At 67.4% G+C, this 20,436-nt stretch carries 18 protein-coding genes; 7 read left to right on the forward strand and 11 right to left on the reverse strand.

What is annotated here, in order from left to right; all coding sequences use genetic code 11:
• Position 1 precedes the first annotated feature (1 nt).
• Positions 2–3,079 carry a multidrug efflux RND transporter permease subunit MexK gene (gene mexK, locus ACTJJX_RS09120; protein ID WP_003117477.1) on the forward strand — a complete coding sequence of 1,026 codons (3,078 nt, stop codon included), beginning with the start codon at positions 2–4 and terminating at the stop codon, positions 3,077–3,079.
• A 40-nt stretch (positions 3,080–3,119) separates the two neighbouring features.
• On the opposite strand, the gene ACTJJX_RS09125 is transcribed toward mexK, so the two are convergent.
• From ACTJJX_RS09125 to plsB, 3 genes are all read right to left on the reverse strand, one after another.
• The gene (locus ACTJJX_RS09125; protein WP_003098644.1) at positions 3,120–3,800 is read right to left on the reverse strand and encodes a DUF4197 domain-containing protein; all 681 of its coding nucleotides are present in this window, start codon (positions 3,798–3,800) and stop codon (positions 3,120–3,122) included.
• Between the two features lie 136 nt (positions 3,801–3,936).
• The gene (locus ACTJJX_RS09130; protein ID WP_016852524.1) at positions 3,937–4,335 is read right to left on the reverse strand and encodes a YbaY family lipoprotein; all 399 of its coding nucleotides are present in this window, start codon (positions 4,333–4,335) and stop codon (positions 3,937–3,939) included.
• Between the two features lie 143 nt (positions 4,336–4,478).
• Positions 4,479–6,983, reverse strand: a complete 2,505-nt coding sequence (plsB, locus tag ACTJJX_RS09135; protein WP_003113856.1) for a glycerol-3-phosphate 1-O-acyltransferase PlsB — start codon at positions 6,981–6,983, stop codon at positions 4,479–4,481.
• 283 nt (positions 6,984–7,266) lie between these two features.
• Between plsB and ACTJJX_RS09140 the strand changes: the two genes are divergently transcribed.
• Genes ACTJJX_RS09140 through ACTJJX_RS09155 form a run of 4 tightly spaced genes read left to right on the forward strand, consistent with a single transcriptional unit; the run spans position 7,267 to position 11,763 of the window.
• Positions 7,267–8,190, forward strand: coding sequence for an ABC transporter ATP-binding protein (locus ACTJJX_RS09140; protein WP_003122138.1), 924 nt, complete (start codon positions 7,267–7,269; stop codon positions 8,188–8,190).
• The gene (locus tag ACTJJX_RS09145) at positions 8,187–8,921 is read left to right on the forward strand and encodes an ABC transporter permease (RefSeq protein WP_003117479.1); all 735 of its coding nucleotides are present in this window, start codon (positions 8,187–8,189) and stop codon (positions 8,919–8,921) included. Before ACTJJX_RS09140 ends, ACTJJX_RS09145 begins: the two co-directional genes overlap by 4 nt.
• 10 nt (positions 8,922–8,931) lie before the next feature.
• Positions 8,932–10,779 carry a GldG family protein gene (locus ACTJJX_RS09150; RefSeq protein ID WP_016852525.1) on the forward strand — a complete coding sequence of 616 codons (1,848 nt, stop codon included), beginning with the start codon at positions 8,932–8,934 and terminating at the stop codon, positions 10,777–10,779.
• A 3-nt stretch (positions 10,780–10,782) separates the two neighbouring features.
• On the forward strand, positions 10,783–11,763 hold the full coding sequence (locus tag ACTJJX_RS09155) for a DUF4340 domain-containing protein (RefSeq protein WP_016852526.1): 981 nt from the start codon (positions 10,783–10,785) through the stop codon (positions 11,761–11,763).
• A 6-nt stretch (positions 11,764–11,769) separates the two neighbouring features.
• Here ACTJJX_RS09155 and ACTJJX_RS09160 read toward each other — a convergent pair whose 3' ends face one another.
• The 5 genes from ACTJJX_RS09160 to ACTJJX_RS09180 form a co-directional block, all read right to left on the reverse strand.
• Positions 11,770–12,192 (reverse strand): SufE family protein, encoded by a 423-nt coding sequence (locus ACTJJX_RS09160; protein ID WP_003092439.1) that lies wholly within the window; start codon positions 12,190–12,192, stop codon positions 11,770–11,772.
• Positions 12,189–13,394, reverse strand: a complete 1,206-nt coding sequence (locus ACTJJX_RS09165) for a cysteine desulfurase (RefSeq protein ID WP_003098634.1) — start codon at positions 13,392–13,394, stop codon at positions 12,189–12,191. The genes ACTJJX_RS09160 and ACTJJX_RS09165 overlap by 4 nt, the downstream gene beginning before the upstream one ends.
• A gap of 94 nt (positions 13,395–13,488) precedes the next feature.
• Positions 13,489–14,523 (reverse strand): 2,3,4,5-tetrahydropyridine-2,6-dicarboxylate N-succinyltransferase, encoded by a 1,035-nt coding sequence (dapD, locus tag ACTJJX_RS09170; RefSeq protein ID WP_003092431.1) that lies wholly within the window; start codon positions 14,521–14,523, stop codon positions 13,489–13,491.
• A 29-nt stretch (positions 14,524–14,552) separates the two neighbouring features.
• Positions 14,553–15,176, reverse strand: coding sequence for a LysE family translocator (locus ACTJJX_RS09175; RefSeq protein WP_016852527.1), 624 nt, complete (start codon positions 15,174–15,176; stop codon positions 14,553–14,555).
• Positions 15,177–15,188: 12 nt separating this feature from the next.
• Positions 15,189–15,536, reverse strand: a complete 348-nt coding sequence (locus ACTJJX_RS09180; RefSeq protein ID WP_016852528.1) for an ArsC family reductase — start codon at positions 15,534–15,536, stop codon at positions 15,189–15,191.
• A gap of 302 nt (positions 15,537–15,838) precedes the next feature.
• On the opposite strand from ACTJJX_RS09180, the gene ACTJJX_RS09185 reads away from it, so the two are divergent.
• Positions 15,839–16,192 carry a YkgJ family cysteine cluster protein gene (locus ACTJJX_RS09185; RefSeq protein WP_003098616.1) on the forward strand — a complete coding sequence of 118 codons (354 nt, stop codon included), beginning with the start codon at positions 15,839–15,841 and terminating at the stop codon, positions 16,190–16,192.
• A gap of 14 nt (positions 16,193–16,206) precedes the next feature.
• Here ACTJJX_RS09185 and ACTJJX_RS09190 read toward each other — a convergent pair whose 3' ends face one another.
• Positions 16,207–16,500 (reverse strand): hypothetical protein, encoded by a 294-nt coding sequence (locus ACTJJX_RS09190; RefSeq protein WP_003098613.1) that lies wholly within the window; start codon positions 16,498–16,500, stop codon positions 16,207–16,209.
• Positions 16,501–16,821: 321 nt separating this feature from the next.
• The gene (locus ACTJJX_RS09195; protein WP_003092416.1) at positions 16,822–17,181 is read right to left on the reverse strand and encodes a hypothetical protein; all 360 of its coding nucleotides are present in this window, start codon (positions 17,179–17,181) and stop codon (positions 16,822–16,824) included.
• A gap of 237 nt (positions 17,182–17,418) precedes the next feature.
• On the opposite strand from ACTJJX_RS09195, the gene ACTJJX_RS09200 reads away from it, so the two are divergent.
• Positions 17,419–19,164: a Na+/H+ antiporter gene (locus tag ACTJJX_RS09200; protein WP_004345486.1), complete on the forward strand. Its 1,746-nt coding sequence runs from the start codon at positions 17,419–17,421 to the stop codon at positions 19,162–19,164.
• A 49-nt stretch (positions 19,165–19,213) separates the two neighbouring features.
• Here ACTJJX_RS09200 and dapC read toward each other — a convergent pair whose 3' ends face one another.
• On the reverse strand, positions 19,214–20,422 hold the full coding sequence (gene dapC, locus ACTJJX_RS09205) for a succinyldiaminopimelate transaminase (RefSeq protein WP_003092403.1): 1,209 nt from the start codon (positions 20,420–20,422) through the stop codon (positions 19,214–19,216).
• Positions 20,423–20,436 lie beyond the last annotated feature (14 nt).

A 20,436-nucleotide genomic window follows, 5' to 3' on the forward strand; every position in this document is an offset into this window, starting at 1 on the left:
CATGTCCTTCAACCTTTCCGCCTGGGCGTTGCAGAATCGCCAGATCGTCCTGTACCTGATGATCCTGCTTGGCGCGGTCGGCGCGCTGTCCTACAGCAAGCTGGGGCAGAGCGAAGACCCGCCGTTCACCTTCAAGGCCATGGTGGTGCAGACCAACTGGCCGGGCGCCAGCGCCGAAGAGGTGGCCCGGCAGGTCACCGAGCGTATCGAGAAGAAGCTGATGGAAACCGGCGACTACGATCGCATCGTGTCCTTCTCCCGCCCCGGCGTCTCGCAGGTGACCTTCATGGCCCGCGAGGACATCCATTCCAGCGAGATCCCCGAACTCTGGTACCAGATCCGCAAGAAGATCAGCGACATTCGCGCCACCTTGCCGCAAAGCATCCAGGGCCCGTTCTTCAACGACGAGTTCGGCACCACCTACGGCAACATCTATGCGCTCACCGGCAAGGGCTTCGACTACGCGGTGATGAAGGACTATGCCGACCGCCTGCAACTGCAATTGCAGCGGATCAGGAACGTCGGCAAGGTCGAGCTGATCGGCCTGCAGGACGAGAAGATCTGGATCGACCTGTCCAACACCAAGCTGGCCACCCTCGGCCTGCCCCTGGCGGCGGTACAGAAGGCGCTGGAGGAACAGAACGCGGTGGCCTCCTCCGGGTTCTTCGAGACCGCCAGCGACCGCGTGCAGTTGCGCGTTTCCGGGCGTTTCGATTCGGTGGAGGAGATCCGCGACTTCCCCATCCGCGTCGGCGACCGCACCTTCCGCATCGGCGACGTGGCCGAGGTTCGCCGCGGCTTCAACGATCCGCCGGCGCCGCGCATGCGCTTCATGGGCGAGGACGCCATCGGCCTGGCGGTAGCGATGAAGCCGGGCGGCGACATCCTGGTGCTGGGCAAGGCCCTGGAAACCGAGTTCGCCCGCCTGCAGCAGTCGCTGCCGGCCGGACTGGAACTGCGCAAGGTGTCCGACCAGCCGGCGGCGGTACGTACCGGGGTCGGCGAGTTCATCCGGGTGCTGGCCGAGGCGCTGGTGATCGTCCTGCTGGTGAGCTTCTTCTCCCTCGGCCTGCGCACCGGCCTGGTGGTGGCGCTGTCGATCCCGCTGGTGCTGGCGATGACCTTCGCCGCCATGCATTACTTCGGCATCGGCCTGCACAAGATCTCCCTCGGCGCCCTGGTGCTGGCGCTGGGATTGCTGGTGGACGACGCGATCATCGCGGTGGAGATGATGGCGGTGAAGATGGAGCAGGGCTACGACCGCCTCAAGGCGGCCGCCTTCGCCTGGACCAGCACCGCCTTCCCGATGCTCACCGGCACCCTGATCACCGCCGCCGGCTTCCTGCCGATCGCCACCGCGCAGTCCGGCACTGGCGAATACACCCGCTCGCTGTTCCAGGTGGTGACCATCGCCCTGGTGGTCTCCTGGTTCGCCGCGGTGGTCTTCGTTCCCTACCTGGGGGCCAAGCTGCTGCCGGACCTGGCCAGGTTGCACGCGCAGAAGCACGGCGGCAGCGCCGATGGCTACGATCCCTATGCTACGGCCTTCTACCAGCGCTTCCGGCGTCTGGTGGAGTGGTGCGTGCGCTACCGCAAGACGGTGATCGTCCTGACCCTCGCCGCCTTCGTCGGCGCGCTGCTGCTGTTCCGCCTGGTGCCGCAGCAGTTCTTCCCGCCCTCGGCGCGCCTGGAGCTGCTGCTGGACATCAAGCTGGCGGAGGGCGCCTCACTGCGCTCTACCGGCGAGGAAGTCCAGCGCCTGGAAAAAATGCTGCAGGGCCATGACGGCATCGACAACTACGTGGCCTACGTCGGCACCGGCTCGCCCCGCTTCTACCTGCCGCTGGACCAGCAATTGCCGGCGGCCAGCTTCGCCCAGGTGGTGGTGCTGGCCAAGGACCTGGAGAGCCGCGAGGCGCTGCGCAAGTGGCTGATCGAGCGGATGAACGAGGACTTCCCGCACCTGCGCAGCCGCATCAGTCGCCTGGAGAACGGGCCGCCGGTGGGCTATCCGGTGCAGTTCCGGGTTTCCGGCGAGGACATCCCGCAGGTTCGCGAACTGGCGCGCAAGGTCGCCGACAAGATGCGCGAGAACCCGCACGTGGTGAATGTGCACCTGGATTGGGAAGAGCCGAGCAAGGTGGTGTACCTGAGCATCGACCAGGAGCGCGCCCGTGCCCTGGGGGTGAGCACCGCCAGCCTGTCGCAGTTCCTGCAGAGCGCGCTGACCGGCTCGCACGTGAGCTTCTTCCGCGAAGACAACGAGCTGATCGAGATCCTCCTGCGCGGCACCGAGCAGGAGCGTCGTGACCTGTCGTTGCTGCCGAGCCTGGCGGTGCCGACCGAGAATGGCCGGAGCGTGGCGCTGTCGCAGATCGCTACGCTCGAATACGGCTTCGAAGAGGGCATCATCTGGCACCGCAACCGCCTGCCGACGGTCACCGTGCGTGCCGATATCTACGACGATTCGCTGCCGGCGACCCTGGTCGCGCAGATCGCCCCGACCCTGGAACCGATCCGCGCCGAGCTGCCGGACGGCTACCTGCTGGAGGTGGGCGGCACGGTGGAGGACGCGGCGAAGGGCCAGAGTTCGGTGAACGCCGGCGTGCCGCTGTTCATCGTGGTGGTGTTGAGCCTGCTGATGGTGCAGTTGCGCAGCTTCTCGCGGATGGCGATGGTATTCCTCACCGCACCGCTGGGCCTGATCGGCGTGACCCTGTTCCTGCTGCTGTTCCGCCAGCCGTTCGGCTTCGTGGCGATGCTCGGGACCATCGCCCTGGCCGGCATGATCATGCGCAACTCGGTGATCCTGGTGGACCAGATCGAACAGGACATCAGCCATGGACTGGATCGCTGGCACGCCATCATCGAGGCTACCGTGCGGCGTTTCCGGCCCATCGTGCTGACCGCGCTGGCGGCGGTGCTGGCGATGATCCCGCTGTCGCGCAGCGTGTTCTTCGGGCCGATGGCGGTGGCGATCATGGGCGGGCTGATCGTCGCCACCGTGCTCACCCTGCTGTTCCTGCCGGCGCTCTATGCCGCCTGGTTCCGCGTGAAGAAGGACGAGGCGCGGGCCTGACGGGAGAAGGGGACGGGGCGATCGCGCCCCGTCCGTCGGCTCACCTGGCCGCGCCGAAGACCTTCTTGGCCAGGCCGGTGGCGGCAGCCGCCGGGTTCTGGCGGATGCTCTTCTCCTGCCTGGCGATCATCTCGAAGAGCCCGTCGAGGGCCTGCTCGGTGACATAGCCCTCGACGTTGGCGCTCTTCGCATCGACCACCCCAAGGGTCGCCGCCTGGCTGGCGAAGGCGTTGTACTGCTTGACCAGGCCGACCTCGTCGGTGGCCTGCTTGACGATCGGCAGGAACTTCGCGCGCAGCTGTTCGCGGCTGGACTTGTCCAGGTATTCGGTGGCGGCGTCGTCACCGCCCTTGAGGATGCCCTTGGCGTCGGCCACGGTCATCTTCTTCACCGCCTCCACCAGCAGGCCCTGGGCCTGCGGCACGGCAGCCTCGGCGGCGCGGTTCATGCTCGCCTCGAGCTGGTCGACCTGGGCGCCCATGCCGAACTGCTTCATCAGCTTCGCCGCCTTGCCCAGCTTGCCGGGCAGTTCGATGCGCACGTCCGGGTTGTTGTTGAAGCCGCCCGGCTGGCCAAGCTGGCGGACGGCGATCTGCGCGCCCTGGGTCAGGGCGTCCTTCAGGCCGCTGGAGGCGTCGTTCTGCGACAGGTCGGCGAGGGACAGGGCGAGGGCGTTGGCCGAGAGCAGCAGGCCGGCGCAGAGGGCAGTGAGTCGGAACATGACAGCGTCCTTGATGTGGAACGTACGGGGTATCCGGCCGCTCGTCGTGAGGTGGATCGGCAACCGGTAGCGAATAGGAGGTGGAGTGTACTGGAGGGAACCGCCGGTTCGCACCGGCGGCATGCCGCGGTGTGCTTCAGCGCGCCGATTCGACCTGCACGCGATAGGGCTGCGGGTCGCTGCCGTCGAGTTTCACCGAGTGGCGGGTGGTGTCGATGAACAGCAACTGGCCGTTCAGCTCGATGCGCGCGCTCACCGCATAGCTGTGGCCCGGCTTGACCTGCTTCGGGTCGTACTCCAGGTGGAACGCCAGCGGCACCTGGCTGGTGATCTCGCGGGTCTGGCTGGCCAGTTGCACCGAGGGGGCGTCGGCCAGGGACACGTCTTCCAGGCTCACGCTCAGGCGCGCCGAGGGCGGCAGGGCGATACGCTCGCGGTAGAAGACCTCACCATCGAAGCTGGCGTTCGAAGTCGATTGCTGGGTACCGCAGCCGGCGAGAATGCTGGCGGCGAGCAGCAATGGCAGTTTTTTCATGGGAGCCTCCTTTCAGACGGAACAAGAAAACGAGCGGGCCTCTGACCCGGGAAACCAGCATAGGTTGCCGGGACGGAACAGGGAAAGGTCGCAGGATATTTCAGCGGAGCGACGCCCGTCCCTCGCGGGGCGGGCGCCGGGCTTCAGTTGGCGGCCGCGTCGTTGCTTTCGGCGGCGGCTTCCTCGGCGGGGCGCTCCAGCGCCACCTGGCGGATCGACAGACGGATCTCCGCCGGCAGCACGCGCTTGGCGGCGCCTTCGGCCAGTTCGCCGAGCAGTTCGTGGTAGCTCAGCTTGCCGGCCTCGTCCTTGCGCAGCACGCGCAGGTCGAGAAGGGTCTGGATGAAGTGGCGGAACAGGCTCTTGTCGAAGAACTCCGGGGCGTTCAGGCCATGCAGGATCGACAGGCGCTGGGCCATCACGGTGCAGAGGTTCTCCAGTTCCTCGGCGGTCAGGGCGTTCTGCCCGGCGTTGAGCAGCAGGGCGATGGCCATGTAGAAGCGCTGCAGGGTCTGGGTCACCGAACGAGCGAGGAGGATCAGCAGCACATATTGCCGCGAGCTTGGCGCCGGGCGGATGAAGGTGTCGTTCTCCTGGCGCAGCAGGTCCTGTTCCACCAGGGCCGCCAGCCACTGGTCGATCACCGCGTCGAGTTCGTCCAGGCTCCAGCGGATGAACAGTTCCGCCTGCAGGTAGGGATAGAGCGCGCGGGCGAAGCGCAGCAACTGTTCGCGGCTGATCCGCGAGTTGCTCTGGAAGAAGCTGGCGATCAGCGCCGGCAGGGCGAAGACGTGGAGGACGTTGTTGCGGTAGTAGGTCGCCAGCACCGCGTTCTGTTCGTCGAGATAGAGGATGCGGCCCAGCGCGTCCTTCTGCTCGGCCAGCAGGTTCATGCTCTTCACGTATTCGATCAGGGCCTGGCCGTCGCCGTCCGGCAGGGTCGCGCTGGGCGAGTAGGGCACCTTGCGCAGCAACGCCAGGTAGAGGTCGAGGATTCGCGCCAGGGCGCTTTCGTCGAGGGCCTGGCGGCTGGTGGAGAGCAGCGCCAGGGCGACCAGGTTGACCGGGTTGATCGCCGCCGCGTCGTTGAGGTGGCGGGCGACGTCCTTGGCCAGCAGGTTGGTGGTCTGCGGCAGCCAGTCGGGGCGGTATTCCGGGCCGAGGTCCTGGTCCTGCCAGTCGGGCTGGTGGCGGTCGAGGAACTGGTCGAGATGGATCGGCTCGCCGAAGTTCACCCAGACCTGGCCAAAACGCTGCTTCAGGGCGCCGACCACCTTGAACAGGTCGAATATCGACTCCTTCTTCTTGGTCGCGCCGCGCAGTTCGCCGAGGTAGGTGCGGCCTTCCAGCACGCGCTCGTAGCCGATGTAGACCGGCACGAAGACGATCGGCCGGCGCGAGTCACGGAGGAAGCTGCGCAGGGTGATGGCGAGCATGCCGGTGCGTGGGTGGAGCATGCGCCCGGTGCGCGAACGGCCGCCCTCGACGAAGTACTCGGTGGAGAAGCCGCGGGAGAACAGGGTGTGCAGGTACTCGTTGAACACCGCGGTGTAGAGCTGGTTGCCCTTGAAGCTGCGGCGCATGAAGAAGGCCCCGCCGCGGCGCAGGATCGAGCCGATCACCGGCATGTTCAGGTTGATCCCGGCGGCGATGTGCGGCGGGGTCAGGCCGTTGCGGAACAGCAGGTAGGAGAGCAGCAGGTAGTCGATGTGGCTGCGGTGGCAGGGCACGTAGACGATCTCGTTGCCCTGGGCCACGTCCTGCACCCGCTCGATGTGGTTGACCTTGACACCTTCGTACAGCTTGTTCCAGAACCAGCTGAGGATGACTTCGAGGAAGCGGATCACCGGATAGGAGAAGTCCGAGGCGATTTCATTGGCGTAGCGCAGTGCGATGCCTTCGGCCTTTTCCTGGGATATCCGTTCGCTCTCGCATTCCTCGCTGATCGCCTGGCGTACCAGCGGCGCGCGCAGCAGGCCTTTGACCAGGTTGCGGCGGTGCGACAGGTCGGGACCGATCACCGCGGTCTTCAGGTTGCGGAAGTGCACCCGGAGGATACGGTTGACCATGCGCAGCGTGCGTTCGTGGCCCTTGCCCTGTTCCACCAGCTCGCGCAGGTGAATCGGCGCGGAGAACTGCACGCGGGTCTTGCGTCCGAGGATCAGGATGCGCGCCAGCTTGCGCAGGCGCCCGGTGACCGCCCAGTTGTCGGCGAACAGCAGCTTCCAGGGGCTCGATTCGCTGTCCGGCGATTGTCCCCAGAACACGCTGACCGGAATGATCTGCGCGTCGTCGAGACCGTTCTGGCCGACCGCGGCGAGCATGCGCACCAGGGTCGGCGAGGCGCCGCGCTTATCCTGGCGGCCGAGCCAGTCGGGTTCGGGCGTCAGGTAGAAGAACGCCGCCGGCTCGATGGCGTCGCCTACCGCTACCGGCATCACCGGACGCGGCAGCCCGGCCTTGCGGCATTCGGTATCCACTACCGCGAGATCGCTGACCGAAGGCTGTTGCAGCACGTAGAGCACCGGCTTGCTGCGGTCGATCTTCAGGGTGAAGGCCGATTGGTTGATGGTTTCCGAGCGTACCCAGAGGTACAGCAGGCGGCGCAGGGCGCCAAAACCAAAGCGGCGGAAAGGGTAGCGGGGCATACGGTGTCTACTGGCAGTTGATCGGGACCCGGCGTGACGGGCGCGGCTAGTTTGCCGCAATCCCCGGAGGGCCGCAAAAGAACGCAACGCGTCCTACGGCGAACGGCGGCGAACAGGTTGCGAATGTAGAACCTTCGGCAGGCGTTCGGGTTCTGTCACGTTTTGCCAAGGTTCTCCCGATGCCCCGTATTGCCAGGCGGCGGGGCGCTTCGGCTATAGTCCCTGCGCGTTTTTCGCGGCCCTGGCCGGACATGGCGGCGGCCGCCGGAACAGGTAGGGGACCATGATCGAAACAAGAAACCTCGGCAAACGCTTCGGCTCGCGGGTGGCGGTGGACGACCTGTCCTTCCAGGTGGAGACGGGGGAGGTACTGGGCTTCCTCGGTCCGAACGGCGCCGGCAAGTCCACCACCATGAAGATGCTCACCGGCTTCCTGGCGCCCAGCGCCGGCACCGCGAGCATCTTCGGCTTCGACATCCGCAACCGCACGCTGCAGGCGCAGCGGCTGATCGGCTACCTCCCGGAAGGTTCGCCCTGCTACGCGGAAATGACTGTGCAGGGCTTCCTCGATTTCATCGCCGAGATCCGTGGCTACCGTGGTGCCGGCAAGCGCGAGCGGGTCGCCCGGGCACTGGGGCTGCTGGAACTGGACGAGGTGCGCCGGCAGACCATCGAAACCCTCTCCAAGGGCTTCCGCCGGCGTGTCGGCCTGGCCCAGGCGATCCTCCACGAACCGCGGGCGCTGGTGCTCGACGAGCCCACCGACGGGCTCGATCCGAACCAGAAGCACCAGGTCCGCGAACTGATCCGCGGCCTCGCGCAGGAGCGCATCGTGATCATCTCCACCCATATCCTCGAGGAAGTCTCGGCGCTGTGCAGCCGCGCCCTGGTGATCGGCGGCGGGCGGCTGCTGGCGGACAGCACGCCGCTGGAGCTGGCCAGCCGCTCGCGCTACCACCAGGCGGTGACGCTCTACAGCGACGAGCCCCTGGATGCCGTGGCGCTGGCGGTGCTGCCGGGCGTGGCGGGCATCGAGGAGAACCCCGCCGAAGGCAGCCTGACCGTCCTGGCGCAGCCGGGCGCGGTAATCTTCCCCCAGGTCAGCGGGCTGGTCGCCGAGCGCGGCTGGCGGATCCGCGAACTGGACGTGGAGCGCGGCCGGCTCGACGAGGTATTCCGCAACCTGACCCGGGGGACGGAGGCATGAAGCAACTGCCGGTGATCTTCAAGCGCGAGCTGGCGAGTTATTTCGCCACGCCGCTGGCCTATGTGTTCATCGTGATCTTCCTGGTCCTGGCGGGCGTGTTCACCTTCTACCTGGGCAACTTCTACGAACGCAACCAGGCCGACCTGGCCTCCTTCTTCGCCTTCCATCCCTGGCTCTACCTGTTCCTGGTTCCCGCGCTGGCCATGCGCCTGTGGGCGGAGGAGCGCAAGTCCGGCTCGATCGAGCTGCTGATGACCCTGCCGCTGACCCGCTTCGAAGCCGTGGCCGGCAAGTTCCTGGCCGCCTGGGCGTTCGCCGGAATCGCACTGCTGCTGACCTTCCCCATGGTGCTCACGGTGAACTACCTGGGCGAGCCGGACAACGGTGCGATTCTCGCCGGCTACCTGGGCAGTTGGCTGCTGGCCGGCGGCTACCTGGCCATCGGTTCGTGCATGTCGGCCCTGGCGAAGAACCAGGTGATCGCTTTCATCCTCGCCGTGGCCGCCTGCTTCCTGTTCATGCTCAGCGGCTTTCCGCTGGTGCTCGATGCGTTCAGCCAGTGGGCGCCGCAGTGGTTGCTCGATGCGGTGGCCTCGCTGAGCCTGCTGACCCGCTTCGATGCCGTCAGCAAGGGCGTCATCGACCTGCGCGACCTGCTGTATTTCGTCAGCCTGATCGTCGCCTGGCTGGCCGCCACGGCGGTGGCGGTCGAGCTGAAGAAAGCCGAATGAGGGGGAGTCGATGAAACGCGTGTTGTCCTCTGGCGCCGGGCTGTTGCTGATCGCGCTGGCATTCCTGGCCTTCAACATGGTCTCCGGCCTGCTGTTCAGCGGCGCGCGGCTCGACCTGACCGAGCAGAAGCTCTACACCATCAGCCCCGGCACCAAGCGGATCCTGGCCGGCCTCGACGAGCCGATCAACCTGTACTTCTTCTATTCGGATAGCGGTGCCCGGGAACTGGTGCCGCTGCGCAACTACGCCAGGCGCGTCGAGGAACTGCTGCGCGCCTACGAGGGCGAGGCGAACGGCAGGATTCGCCTGCAGGTGATCGATCCCGAGCCGTTCTCCGAGAACGAGGACAAGGCCACCGAGTTCGGCCTGCAAGGAATTCCCCTGCAGCAGGGCGGCGACAACCTGTACTTCGGCCTGGCCGGCAGCAACGCCCTGGACGGAGTCCAGGTCATACCCTTCTTCCCGCTCGATCAGGAGGAGTTCCTCGAATACGACATCAGTCGCCTGGTGCAGACCCTGGCCCAGCCGCAGCGGCCGGTGGTCGGCCTGATGTCGTCGCTGCCGCTCAATGGCGGCTTCGACATGGCCAGCCGGCAGCCGACCTCGCCGTGGATGGTCATGGAGGAAATCCGCCAGCAATTCGACCTGCGCAGCCTCAAGAGCGATGCCACGGAAATCCCGCCGGAGGTCTCGGTGCTGCTGCTGGTGCATCCCAAGCAGTTACCCGAGCAGACGCTATACGCCATCGACCAGTTCGTCCTGCGCGGAGGCAAGCTGCTGGCGTTCGTCGACCCCTTCAGCGAGGCCGACAGCGGCAGCGATTTCGCCGCTACGCTGGATGGCGACAAGTCGTCCGACCTCGCGCCGCTGTTCGAGGCCTGGGGGCTGCGGCTGCTGCCGGGCAAGGTGCTCGGCGATGGCGCCTATGCGATGTCCATCAGTCTTGGCCGGGACCAGCGTCCGGCCCGGCATCCGGCCTGGCTCAGCTTGCCGCGCGAGGCGCTGGACCAGGACGACATCGCCACTGCCGGCCTGGAAAGCCTGACCCTGGCGACGCCCGGCATCCTCGAAAGGCTCCCCGGAGCGAGCACCAGCTTCACGCCTTTGCTGCAAAGCTCGGCCCAGGCGATGCCGTTCGATGCCTCGCGCTTCGGCCTGCTGCGCGACCCCGGCGATCTGATGCGCGAGCTGCGCCCGAGCGGCCGGCGGCATACTCTCGCCGCCCGTATCCAGGGGCCGGCGAAGAGTGCCTTCGCGGAGGGCATCGAGGGGCATCGGGAAGGCCTGAAGGAGGCGCGCAACATCAATGTCATCGTCGTGGCCGATACCGACCTGCTCAGCGATCGCATGTGGGTCCAGGTGCAGGACTTCTTCGGCCAGCGTGTGCCGCAGCCCTGGGCCGACAACGGCGCGCTGGTGGTCAACGCGCTGGACAACCTGTCGGGCACCGACGCGCTGATCAGCGTGCGCTCCCGCGGCCGGTTCAGCCGGCCGTTCGTGGTGGTCGAGCGCCTGCAGCGCGAGGCCGAGACGAGCTTCCGGCAGAAGGAGGAGCAGCTCAAGCAGCGCCTCGCCGATACCGAGCAGCAACTCGCCGCCCTCCAGCAGGGTGCCGACCCGGAGAAGGCCGTCGAACTGACGCCCGAACAGCAGGCCACGGTGCGCCAGTACATGCAGGAGAAGCTGCGCATCCGCAAGGAGCTGCGCGAGGTGCAGTACCAGTTGAACGCCGATATCGACGCACTGGGCCGCACCCTGAAGCTGGTCAATATCGCCCTGGTTCCCTCGTTGCTCACGGTCGGCGTGCTGCTCGGCTGGCTCTGGCGGCGCCGGCGCATGGCCCGGGGAGGGCATTGACGCATGCGGCGCAATACGCTGATCGTCCTGCTGGCGCTGGTGGCGGCGCTGGCCGGAACCTTCGCCTGGCTGCAGCGCGAGCGCGCAGCCGAGGTACCTGCCTTGCCGGCGGCAGAGCGCTGGCTGCCGGAACTGGACAGCGCGACGCTGAGTGGCCTGCACATGCAGTTTGCCGACGGTTCGCCGGATATCCGGGTCGAGCGGCGTGCGGGCGCGTGGGTCCTGCCGGCCAAGGCCGACTATCCGGCCGACCGGCTACGCTTGTCGGCGCTGCTCGAGGCACTGGCAGAGGCGCGCAAGGTCGAGGCGAAGAGCGCCAACCCGAAGAACCGCGCGCTGCTTGGCCTGGCGGAGCGTGGCGAGGGGCAGGCGCTACGCCTGAGCCTGCATTGGCAGTCCGACGAGCCTCTGGTGCTGCTGGTGGGCAAGGATGCGCAGCATGGCGGTAGCTTCGTACGACGACTGGGCGACCCGCAGGCCTGGCTGATCGACAAGCGCCTGCCGTTGCCGAACAACGAGCTGGAGTGGCTCGACCGGCGGATCGCCACGCTGCCCTTCGCCCGGGTGCGCGAACTGCAACTGCGCTATCCGAAGGGCGAACGCCTGGATCTCTATCGCGACGACGCCGGGCAGCCGAACCTGCAGGTCCGGCAATTGCCCACAGGGCGCAAGCTGGCCTATGAGGCAGCGGCCAACGGCGCGGCGGCGCTGTTCGCCGACCTGCGTTTCGCCGATGTAGCGCCGCTGGCGCAGGTGGGATTCAGACAGGCGCCATTGCTCCTGGCGTTCAGCCTGCGGACGTTTTCCGGCGCGCGCCTGGATGGCGAGATTCGGCGCCAGGGCGAGCAATACTGGTTGTTGCCGAAGAGCGTCGAGGGCTTCGCCGAGGGCGAGGTCGCCGCCCATCCTGACTGGGCCTATCGGATCGAAGAGGACCGCTACCGCGCCCTGGCCCGGCACCTGCCGGAGCTGCTGGCGCGCTGAGCGGGCTCAGCCGGCGGTCTGGCCGGCCAGTTCGCGCATGCGTTGCAGCACGGCGTTCAGGCCGTTGCTGCGCGAGGGCGACAGTTGGCGGGAAAGACCCAGGCAGGTGAACCAGTCGTTGAGGTCCAGGCGCGCCAGCTCGCGGGTCTCGATGCCGTCGACCCGTGCCAGCAGCACCGCCAGCAGGCCGCGGATCAGGCGCGCGTCGCTGTCGGCACGGAAGCGCCAGTGGCCGTCGCGCTGCTCGCCGAGCAGCCAGACCAGGCTTTCGCAACCGTGCACGCGATGCTCTTCCTGGCGTTCGTGTTCCGCGAGCGGCGCCAGGCGCTCGCCCCATTGCAGCAGCAGACGCGCACGCTGTTCCCAACTGGCGGTGTGACCGAAGGCGTCCAGTGCCTCCTGGGCCTGTTCGGGGAGAACCGGGTTCATCGCAGCAACTCCAGTGAGCGGTCGAGGGCCAGGAAGAAGCGCTCCAGGTCGTCGGCATCGTTGTACAAGCCCAGCGAGACACGCAGGGCGCCGGGTACCTCGAGGCGTTGCAGCAGCGGCATCGCGCAATGGTGGCCGGCGCGCACCGCGATGCCCTGTTCGCCGAGCAGGTGGGCGAGATCGGCGACGTGCACGCCGTCGACGCAGAAGCTGGCCAGCGCCGCCTGCGGTTCGCCGAGCAGGCTGACGCCGTCGCGCGCCAGCAGGCCGGCGAGCAGGCGGGCGTGGAGGGCGCCTTCGTGGGCGGCGACTTCGGCTTCGTCCAGGGTGGCCAGCCAGTCGATGGTCGCGCCTAGGCCGATCGCCGCGGAAACCGCCGGGGTGCCCGCCTCGAAGCCGAGCGGAGCGGCATGGAAGCTGGCTTCGTGGAAGCCGGTGTGGCGTACCATCTCGCCGCCGAACTGCCAGTGCGCCAGTTGCTCCAGGGCCTGTGGGCGACCCCAGAGCACGCCGATGCCGTCGGGGCCGTAGAGCTTGTGGCCGGAGAATGCGTAGAAGTCGCAGCCCAGGCCCGGCAGGTCGTGGCGTCCGTGGACGCTGCCCTGGGCGCCGTCGACCAGGGTCCAGGCACCGCGCTCGCGGGCCAGCTGGATCAACTCCACCACCGGTTGCCAGGTGCCGAGAACGTTGGACAACTGGCTGATCGCCAGCAGGCGGGTGCGCTCGCCGATGATATGGCGGGCCTGCTCCAGGTCGATCACCCCGCGCTCGTCCAGCGGCAACACGCGCAGGACCAGGCCGCGGCGCAGGGCCAACTGCTGCCAGGGAAGCAGGTTGGCATGGTGTTCCAGGGCACTGACCAGCAGTTCGTCGCCAGGCCGGAAATGCCGCTCCAGGCCATAGGCCACCAGGTTGATCGCCTCTGTGGTGCCGCGGGTGAACAGTACCTCGGCCGGGTTGCCGGCGTGCAGCCAGTGGGCGACGCGGCTGCGCGCGGCCTCGAAGGCCCGGGTGGCACGCTCGCCGGGGACATGTTGGGCGCGGTGGACGTTGGCGGCGCCGCCGAGGTAGTAGCCGTTCAGGGCGTCGAGTACGGCCTGTGGCTTCTGGGCGGTGGCGGCGCTGTCGAGGTAGGTCAGGCCTTCCGCGGCGAAGGCGGAAAAGGCCGGAAAGTCGGCGCGCCAGGGAGACGGCAGGGACATGGCGGACACTGTGCGAGGACGGTTACAGGGGAAAGGGTAGCGCACCCGGCGGCGCTGGCGAGCACCGTCGGGCGAGCGGGGAGGCGAGCTGGGCTCAGTTGTGCGCGTGCAGCGCTTCGTTCAGCTCGATGGCGGTCTTGTTGGTCTTGCACTCCACCGCACCGTTCTGCGAGTTGCGGCGGAACAGCAGGTCGGGCTGACCGGCCAGGTCGCGGGCCTTGACCACTTTCACCAGGGCGTTCTGCTCGTCGAGCAGGGCGACCTTGGTGCCGGCGGTGATGTACAGGCCGGCCTCGACGATGTTGCGATCGCCCAGCGGGATGCCGATGCCGGCGTTGGCGCCGATCAGGCAGCCTTCGCCGACGCTGATGACGATGTTGCCGCCACCGGAAAGGGTGCCCATGGTCGAGCAGCCGCCGCCCAGGTCCGACCCCTTGCCGACGAACACGCCGGCGGATACGCGGCCTTCGATCATGCCCGGGCCTTCGGTGCCGGCGTTGAAGTTGACGAAACCTTCGTGCATCACCGTGGTGCCTTCACCGATGTAGGCGCCCAGGCGCACGCGGGCGGTGTCGGCGATGCGTACGCCGGCCGGGACCACGTAGTCGGTCATCTTCGGGAACTTGTCGACGGAGAAGACTTCCAGCAGCTTGCCCTTCAGTCGCGCTTCCAGTTGCAGTTCGGCCAGTTCGGCCAGGTCCACCGCGCCGATATTGGTCCAGGCCACGTTCGGCAGGAGCGGGAAGATGCCGCTCAGGTTCACAGCGTGCGGCTTGACCAGGCGGTGGGAGAGCAGGTGCAGCTTGAGGTAGGCCTCCGGGGTGGAGGACGGCGCGGCGTCTTCCGCCAACAGGGTGGCGACCAGCGGCTTCTGGCTTTCCGCCAGGCGCGAGAGCAGGGCCGACTGAGCGGCGTCGATACCCTTCAGGGCGTCGGCCAACTGGTAGGCCTGCTGCGAAGTGAAGGTCAGCGCCTGGTTGCCGGCTGCGTAGCCAAGGATCGGTGCGACGGCGGCGACGATTTCGCTCGAAGGCTTGAGCAGCGGCAGCGCGTAGAACACTTCCAGCCAGGCTTCCTGGCGGTTCTGGGTGCCGACGCCGAAGGCCAGGCTGAACAGGGATTGCGACATGTGGGTTTCCTCGAAACGGAGTGGAACGGTCAGGCCGGACGGCGGCTGAGCAGCAGGCCCAGTCCCGCGCTGCCGAGCAGCGCGGCGCAACCGCGGTTGAACAGACGCCGGGCCCGCTGGCCGGCGAGCAGCCGGCCGAGGTGGAGCCCGGCATAGGAATAAAGAGCGATGGCCAGCCATTCGAGCAGCAGGAATGCCGCGCCGAGCTGGGCGAACTGGGCGCCCAGCGGTTGGCCGGGATCGACGAACTGCGGCAGGAAGGCGGTGAAGATCAGGATCGCTTTCGGGTTGCCCGCCGCCACCAGGAACTCCTGGCGCCCCAGGCGCCAGAGGCTGGGACGCACCGGGCTGGCTTCGTTCGCCAGTGGCTGCGCATCGGCCCGCCACAATTGCACCGCAAGCCACAACAGGTAGGCAGCGCCGAGCAGCTTGATCGCCAGGAACAGCCAGGCCGAGGTGTGCAGCACCAGCGCCAGCCCGGAGGCGGCCAGGGCGAGCATGCCGGCGAATGCCAGCAGGCGCCCGCCGCCGGCCAGCGAGGCGGTGGCGAAACCGTGCCGCGCGGCGTTGTTCAGCGACAGCAGGTTGTTCGGCCCCGGCGCCAGGTTGAGGGCGAAGCAGGCGGGTACGAACAGGGCCCAGGCGATGCTCATGCGGCCTCCCGTTCAGGCCAGGGCGGCGGCGTAGGCGTCGGGCTTGAAGCCGACCAGCGTCCTGCCGCCCAGTTCCAGCACCGGGCGCTTGATCATCGACGGCTGGGCCAGCATCAGCTCGATCGCCTTGGCTTCGTCGAGATCGGCCTTCTGCGCTTCGTCGAGCTTGCGGAAGGTGGTGCCGGCGCGGTTGAGGACGGTTTGCCAGCCGTGCTCCGCGCACCAGCGCCGCAGGTGTTCGCGGTCGATGCCGACGGTCTTGTAGTCGTGGAAGTCGTAGGCGACCTTGTGCTCGTCGAGCCAGGTCCGAGCCTTCTTCATGGTGTCGCAGGCTTTGATGCCGTAGAGAACGTAGGTCATTGCTTCTCCCGAGGCCCGGGTCTTCCCGGGCCCTGCCGATAGGTCGCCGAAAGGTGATCGCCGGATTATGCCACGTCGTTCCGCCCCTGTGCGGTCTCGGGGCTACCGCGCTCGGGAGCGGCGTGACGGCAGATAGCCGTGGACGGGCGGGCGGACAGGGAGCCGGGCTGTTTCCCTGGCCGGGAACGGAGAGAGCGCAGGTTGAACAGGTCGATTCGGCTCGCTGGAGAGCATCCTTACCGGTACTTTCGGAATGCTCCGGTCCGCGCTGTACAATCCTTCCCCCGCCGAGGAGATTTCCCATGAGTTGCATCGGTCGCCAGATAGACCAATTACGCCTGCAGATACCGGGCTTCGCCTGCAAGCCCGGCTGCCACGATTGCTGCGGGCCGGTTACCGCCTCGTCGGAAGAGATGGCCCGCCTGCCGGTGAAGAGCGAGGCCGAACACGACGCCGCCCTGGCCGAGTGGAACTGCGTCCATCTCGGACCGAACGGCTGCGAGGCCTATGAGGAACGTCCGCTGATCTGCCGGCTGTTCGGCACCACGCCGAACCTGCCCTGCCCGGAGGGGCGGGGGCCCGAAGTGCCGGTGGCGGAGCAGGTGGAGCGACAGGTGCATGCGCTGATCGCCAGCACTCGCCAGGTGCTGGTGTAGCGGCCTGCCCGCCGCTAGGTTTCCGCGGTCTCGGTGGCGCGGGACTGCAGGGCCGGTTCGAAGGCTGGTTCGGGCGGCGTTTCCTCTAGGGGCATCGGCTCGTCCGCAGAGAGTTTCTGGAGAACCGCGGCGATCCGCTCGATGCTCTCTTCGAGCTCGAGCACCCGGTTGACCATGTACAGGATCATCTCCGGCGAACTCAGGTGCGCCAGCCGCATGGTCGCCTGCAAGTCGTCGTGGCGGTTGTCCCGGTCGGCCATCAGTGTCTCAGCCAGGCTCTTCAGCAACAGCATCTCGGCGCGCCTCATGGGCCGCTGCTCCGCGATTCCGCGGTAGGGGAAAAAGCTCGTTCCATCTCGCGACCTACCCGAAACGACTACATCCAAAGGTGTAATTCTACATTGCCATCACTTCGATCGTCGGACAATAGTCGCGTTCCAGACGCCTTGCACAGGTGACGAACGGGACTCGAAGCGGCCTGGTCTGCATGGCCGGGTGATGGGCGAGTTCCTTGATGCGGGGCGGCGGCTGTTTGGCGCAGGACAAAAAAAGCCCCGCCGGGTAGGCGAGGCTCAGGGGGAGAACAGCGTGCGGGGGCTCGCTGTCCGGGATGAATCGTCGTGGTGCGCTTAGCCGCAGGGCTGCTGCGGACCGCCGGTCATGCTCTCGACGCTGTCCAGTACGGCATGGCCCTTGCCGACCTTCTGCACGTCGTCGACGTCGCGCATGATGCTGCCGCCGTCGCTCATCTGGTTGCGGGTCTTGATCAGGTTGGTGGTGATGTCCAGCAGGCTGCGACCGGTAGCGATCAGGTCATTGGTGGCGCTGGGGGTGCAAGGGGTGTTGGCGGAGGCGACCTGAGCCTGGCCGGGTTGCCCGGGCTGGGTGGTGCGGTAGCCCTGGGTCAGTGCGTTCTGCTGGAGGCAGCCGGAGGTGGCGGCGAACATCGAGGCGAGCAGCAGTGCGGAAGTAAGTCCCTTGCTTGTCATGGCGGCATTCCTTTGTCTGAGTGGGCGCTGCACCCCGTACTCCTTCGGGGCGTCGTCCTGGCCGACGCTACGGCGGGCCTGGACTGAAGGGGAGTGTAGGAGCGTCTCGCACCGCTATGAAATAGCTCGGATGTACTAGTGCGGGAACCTTGGCCGGGCGCCCCGGTCGTCGCCGCGGAGGGGGCGGACGCGCGGGGTAGAGCGGCGGGGCTAGGAAAGACCGTACGGATTGTGCGAATGTCGGATAGCTGCCTACCGATCGCGATGGTGCAATCGGCGCAGTCGCATCGTCCAGGGACGAAGCCGGAGATCCCCGCCCTCATGCAAACCGTGTACACCGTTCTGACCCTGCTGCTGGTCGTCGGCGCCACCCGCCTGGCTGCCCAGTTGCTGCCCTTGCCGCTACCCCTGATCCAGATCGCCGCCGGGGCCCTGCTGGCCTTGCCGTCCCTCGGACTGCACATTGCCCTCGACCCGGAGCTGTTCCTCTTCCTGTTCATTCCGCCGCTGCTGTTCGTCGACGGCTGGCGTATTCCCAAGCGGGAAGTCTGGCGGATGCGCTGGCCGATCCTGATGATGGCGTTCGGCCTGGTGTTCTTCACCGTGGTCGGCGCCGGCTATTTCATCCATCTGCTGATCCCGGAAGTTCCCCTGGCGGCTTCCTTCGCCCTCGCCGCCGTGCTGTCGCCCACGGACGCCCTGGCGGTCTCGGCGATCACCCAGGGGCGGCTGCCCAAGCGCCTGATGCACCTGCTGGAGGGCGAGGCGCTGATGAACGATGCCTCTGGCCTGGTGGCATTCAAGTTCGCCATCGCCGCGGCGATGACCGGCGTGTTCTCGCTGGTGGACGCCAGCCTCAACTTCCTCCTGGTCGCGGTCGGCGGCCTGGCCATCGGGGTGTTCCTCAGCTGGTCGCTGGGCCGCATCCGCGCCTGGATGATCTCCCGTGGCTGGGACGACCCGGCGACCCACGTGGTACTGATGCTGTTGCTGCCGTTCGCCTCCTACATGGTGGCGGAACACCTGGGCGTCTCCGGGATTCTCTCGGCGGTGGCGGCCGGCATGATGCAGAGCTGGGTCGACCTGCTGCCGCGGCAGACTTCCACGCGCCTGCTCAACCGCAGCGTCTGGTCGATGCTGGAGTTCGCCTTCAACGGCGTGGTGTTCCTGCTGCTCGGCCTGCAGTTGCCGGACATCATGAAGTCGGTGGCCAACCACCACGGCGACCTGCTCTGGCGTTCCTCGCTGCTGCTGGCCTACGTGGCGGCGATCACCGCCGTGCTGATGCTGATCCGCTACGGCTGGGTCTATGGCTACTGGAAGCTGTCGCTGCGCATCGATCGCTGGCGCGGCAAAAGCCCGCCCGGGCTGAGCGGCATCTCCCTGCGCCGTCTCTCCGCCCTCAGTGCATTGAGCGGCGTGCGTGGTGCGGTGACCCTGGCGGCGGTGCTGTCGGTACCGATGAGCCTGATGGATGGCAGCGCCTTCCCGCAGCGCGACCTGATCATCTTCATCGCCACCAGCGTGATCCTGATTTCCCTGATCGGCGCGACCATCGGCCTGCCGCTGCTGCTGCGCGGGCTGCCGGCGAGCAACAATGGCGCCCACGAGCGCGAGCGGCGTGAGGCCTGGCGCAAGACCGCGGAGGCGGCGATCCGGGCCCTGGAGAGCGAGGAACTGCCGCAGGTGGAAGGCAACGATGCGGCGAATACTTCGCGGGTCGCCGAGGCGCGTGCGCAGATCATGGCCGAATACCGCCAGTCGCTGGATACCGCACCGACCACCGATGAGGCCCGCGACCAGGCCCAAGCCCTGGAGATCGCCGACAAGGCCTTGCGCCTGAAGGCGTTGCGCGCGCAGCGCCTGGAACTGTACCGGCAGCGGCGTAACAACGAGATCGACGACGAGACCCTGGGCGACATCCTGCGCGAGCTGGACCAGCAGGAAAGCTGGCTGACCAATCGCTTCGCCCGCTGGGTGTGAACGAAAAGGGATCGCCGCGGCGATCCCTTTTCGTTTCTCCGCGCAGGCTTCAGCGCGCCCGCAGGTAGTCGCGGATGCGCTCGGCGGCTTCGACGCACTCGGCCAGTGGTGCCACCAGGGCCATGCGCACGCGGTTGGCGCCGGGGTTCTCGCCGTCCACCTCGCGCGACAGGTAGGAACCCGGCACCACCGTCACGTGCTGCTGCTCGAACAGTTCGCGGGTGAATACGGTGTCGTCCACCGGGGTACGTGCCCACAGGTAGAAACTGCCGTCCGGGCGCTGTACGTCGAGCACGCCGTCGAGGATCGCCAGCACGGCGTCGAATTTCTCGCGGTAGAGGCTGCGGTTGGCGCGCACATGGACCTCGTCGTTCCAGGCGGCGATGCTCGCCAACTGGGTCTGCACCGGCATGGCGCAGCCGTGGTAGGTGCGGTAGAGGAGGAATTTCTTCAGGATCTCCGCGTCGCCGGCGACGAAGCCCGAGCGCAGGCCGGGCAGGTTGGAGCGCTTGGACAGGCTGTGGAACACCACGCAGCGGCTGAAGTCCGTGCGGCCCAGCTCGGCGCAAGCGTTGAGCAGGCCGGGCGGCGGGGCGTTTTCGTCGAAGTAGAGTTCGCTGTAGCACTCGTCGGCGGCGATCACGAAGTCGTAGCGGTCGGCCAGGGCGATCAGCTTCTTCAGGGTCTCCAGCGGTACCAGGGCCCCGGTAGGGTTGCCCGGCGAGCAGAGGAAGAGAATCTGGCAGCGCTGCCAGGTCGCCTCGTCGACCGCGTCGAAATCGGGGTTGAAGCCGTTTTCCTCGCGGCAGGGCAGGTAGTGCGGCACGGCTCCGGCGAGCAGCGCCGCGCCTTCGTAGATCTGGTAGAACGGGTTCGGGCTGACCACCAGGCCGGGCGCCTCGCCGGGCTCGCTGCGGCGGACCACGGTCTGGGTGAAGGCGAACAGCGCCTCGCGGGTACCGTTCACCGGCAGTACGTGGCGCGCCGCATCCAGCCAGCCGGCCGGTACCGAGAAGCGCCGCTCGCACCAGCGCGCGATGGCCTCGCGCAGGGCCGGCAGGCCGAGGGTGGTCGGGTAGACCGCGAGCTGGTCCAGGTTCTCCGCCAGGGTTTCGGCGACGAAGCTCGGCGAGCGGTGCTTGGGCTCGCCGATGGACAGTGCGATCGGCTTCAGCGTCGCGGGCGGCCGGGCGCCGCCGAGCAGGGCGCGGAGCTTCTCGAAGGGGTAGGGCTGCAGGTTGTCGAGTGCGGTATTCATGGCGTTGGCAAGGC

It is taken from the genome of Pseudomonas sp. 22490, assembly GCF_052044465.1.
GTDB classification, from domain to species: domain Bacteria; phylum Pseudomonadota; class Gammaproteobacteria; order Pseudomonadales; family Pseudomonadaceae; genus Pseudomonas; species Pseudomonas aeruginosa.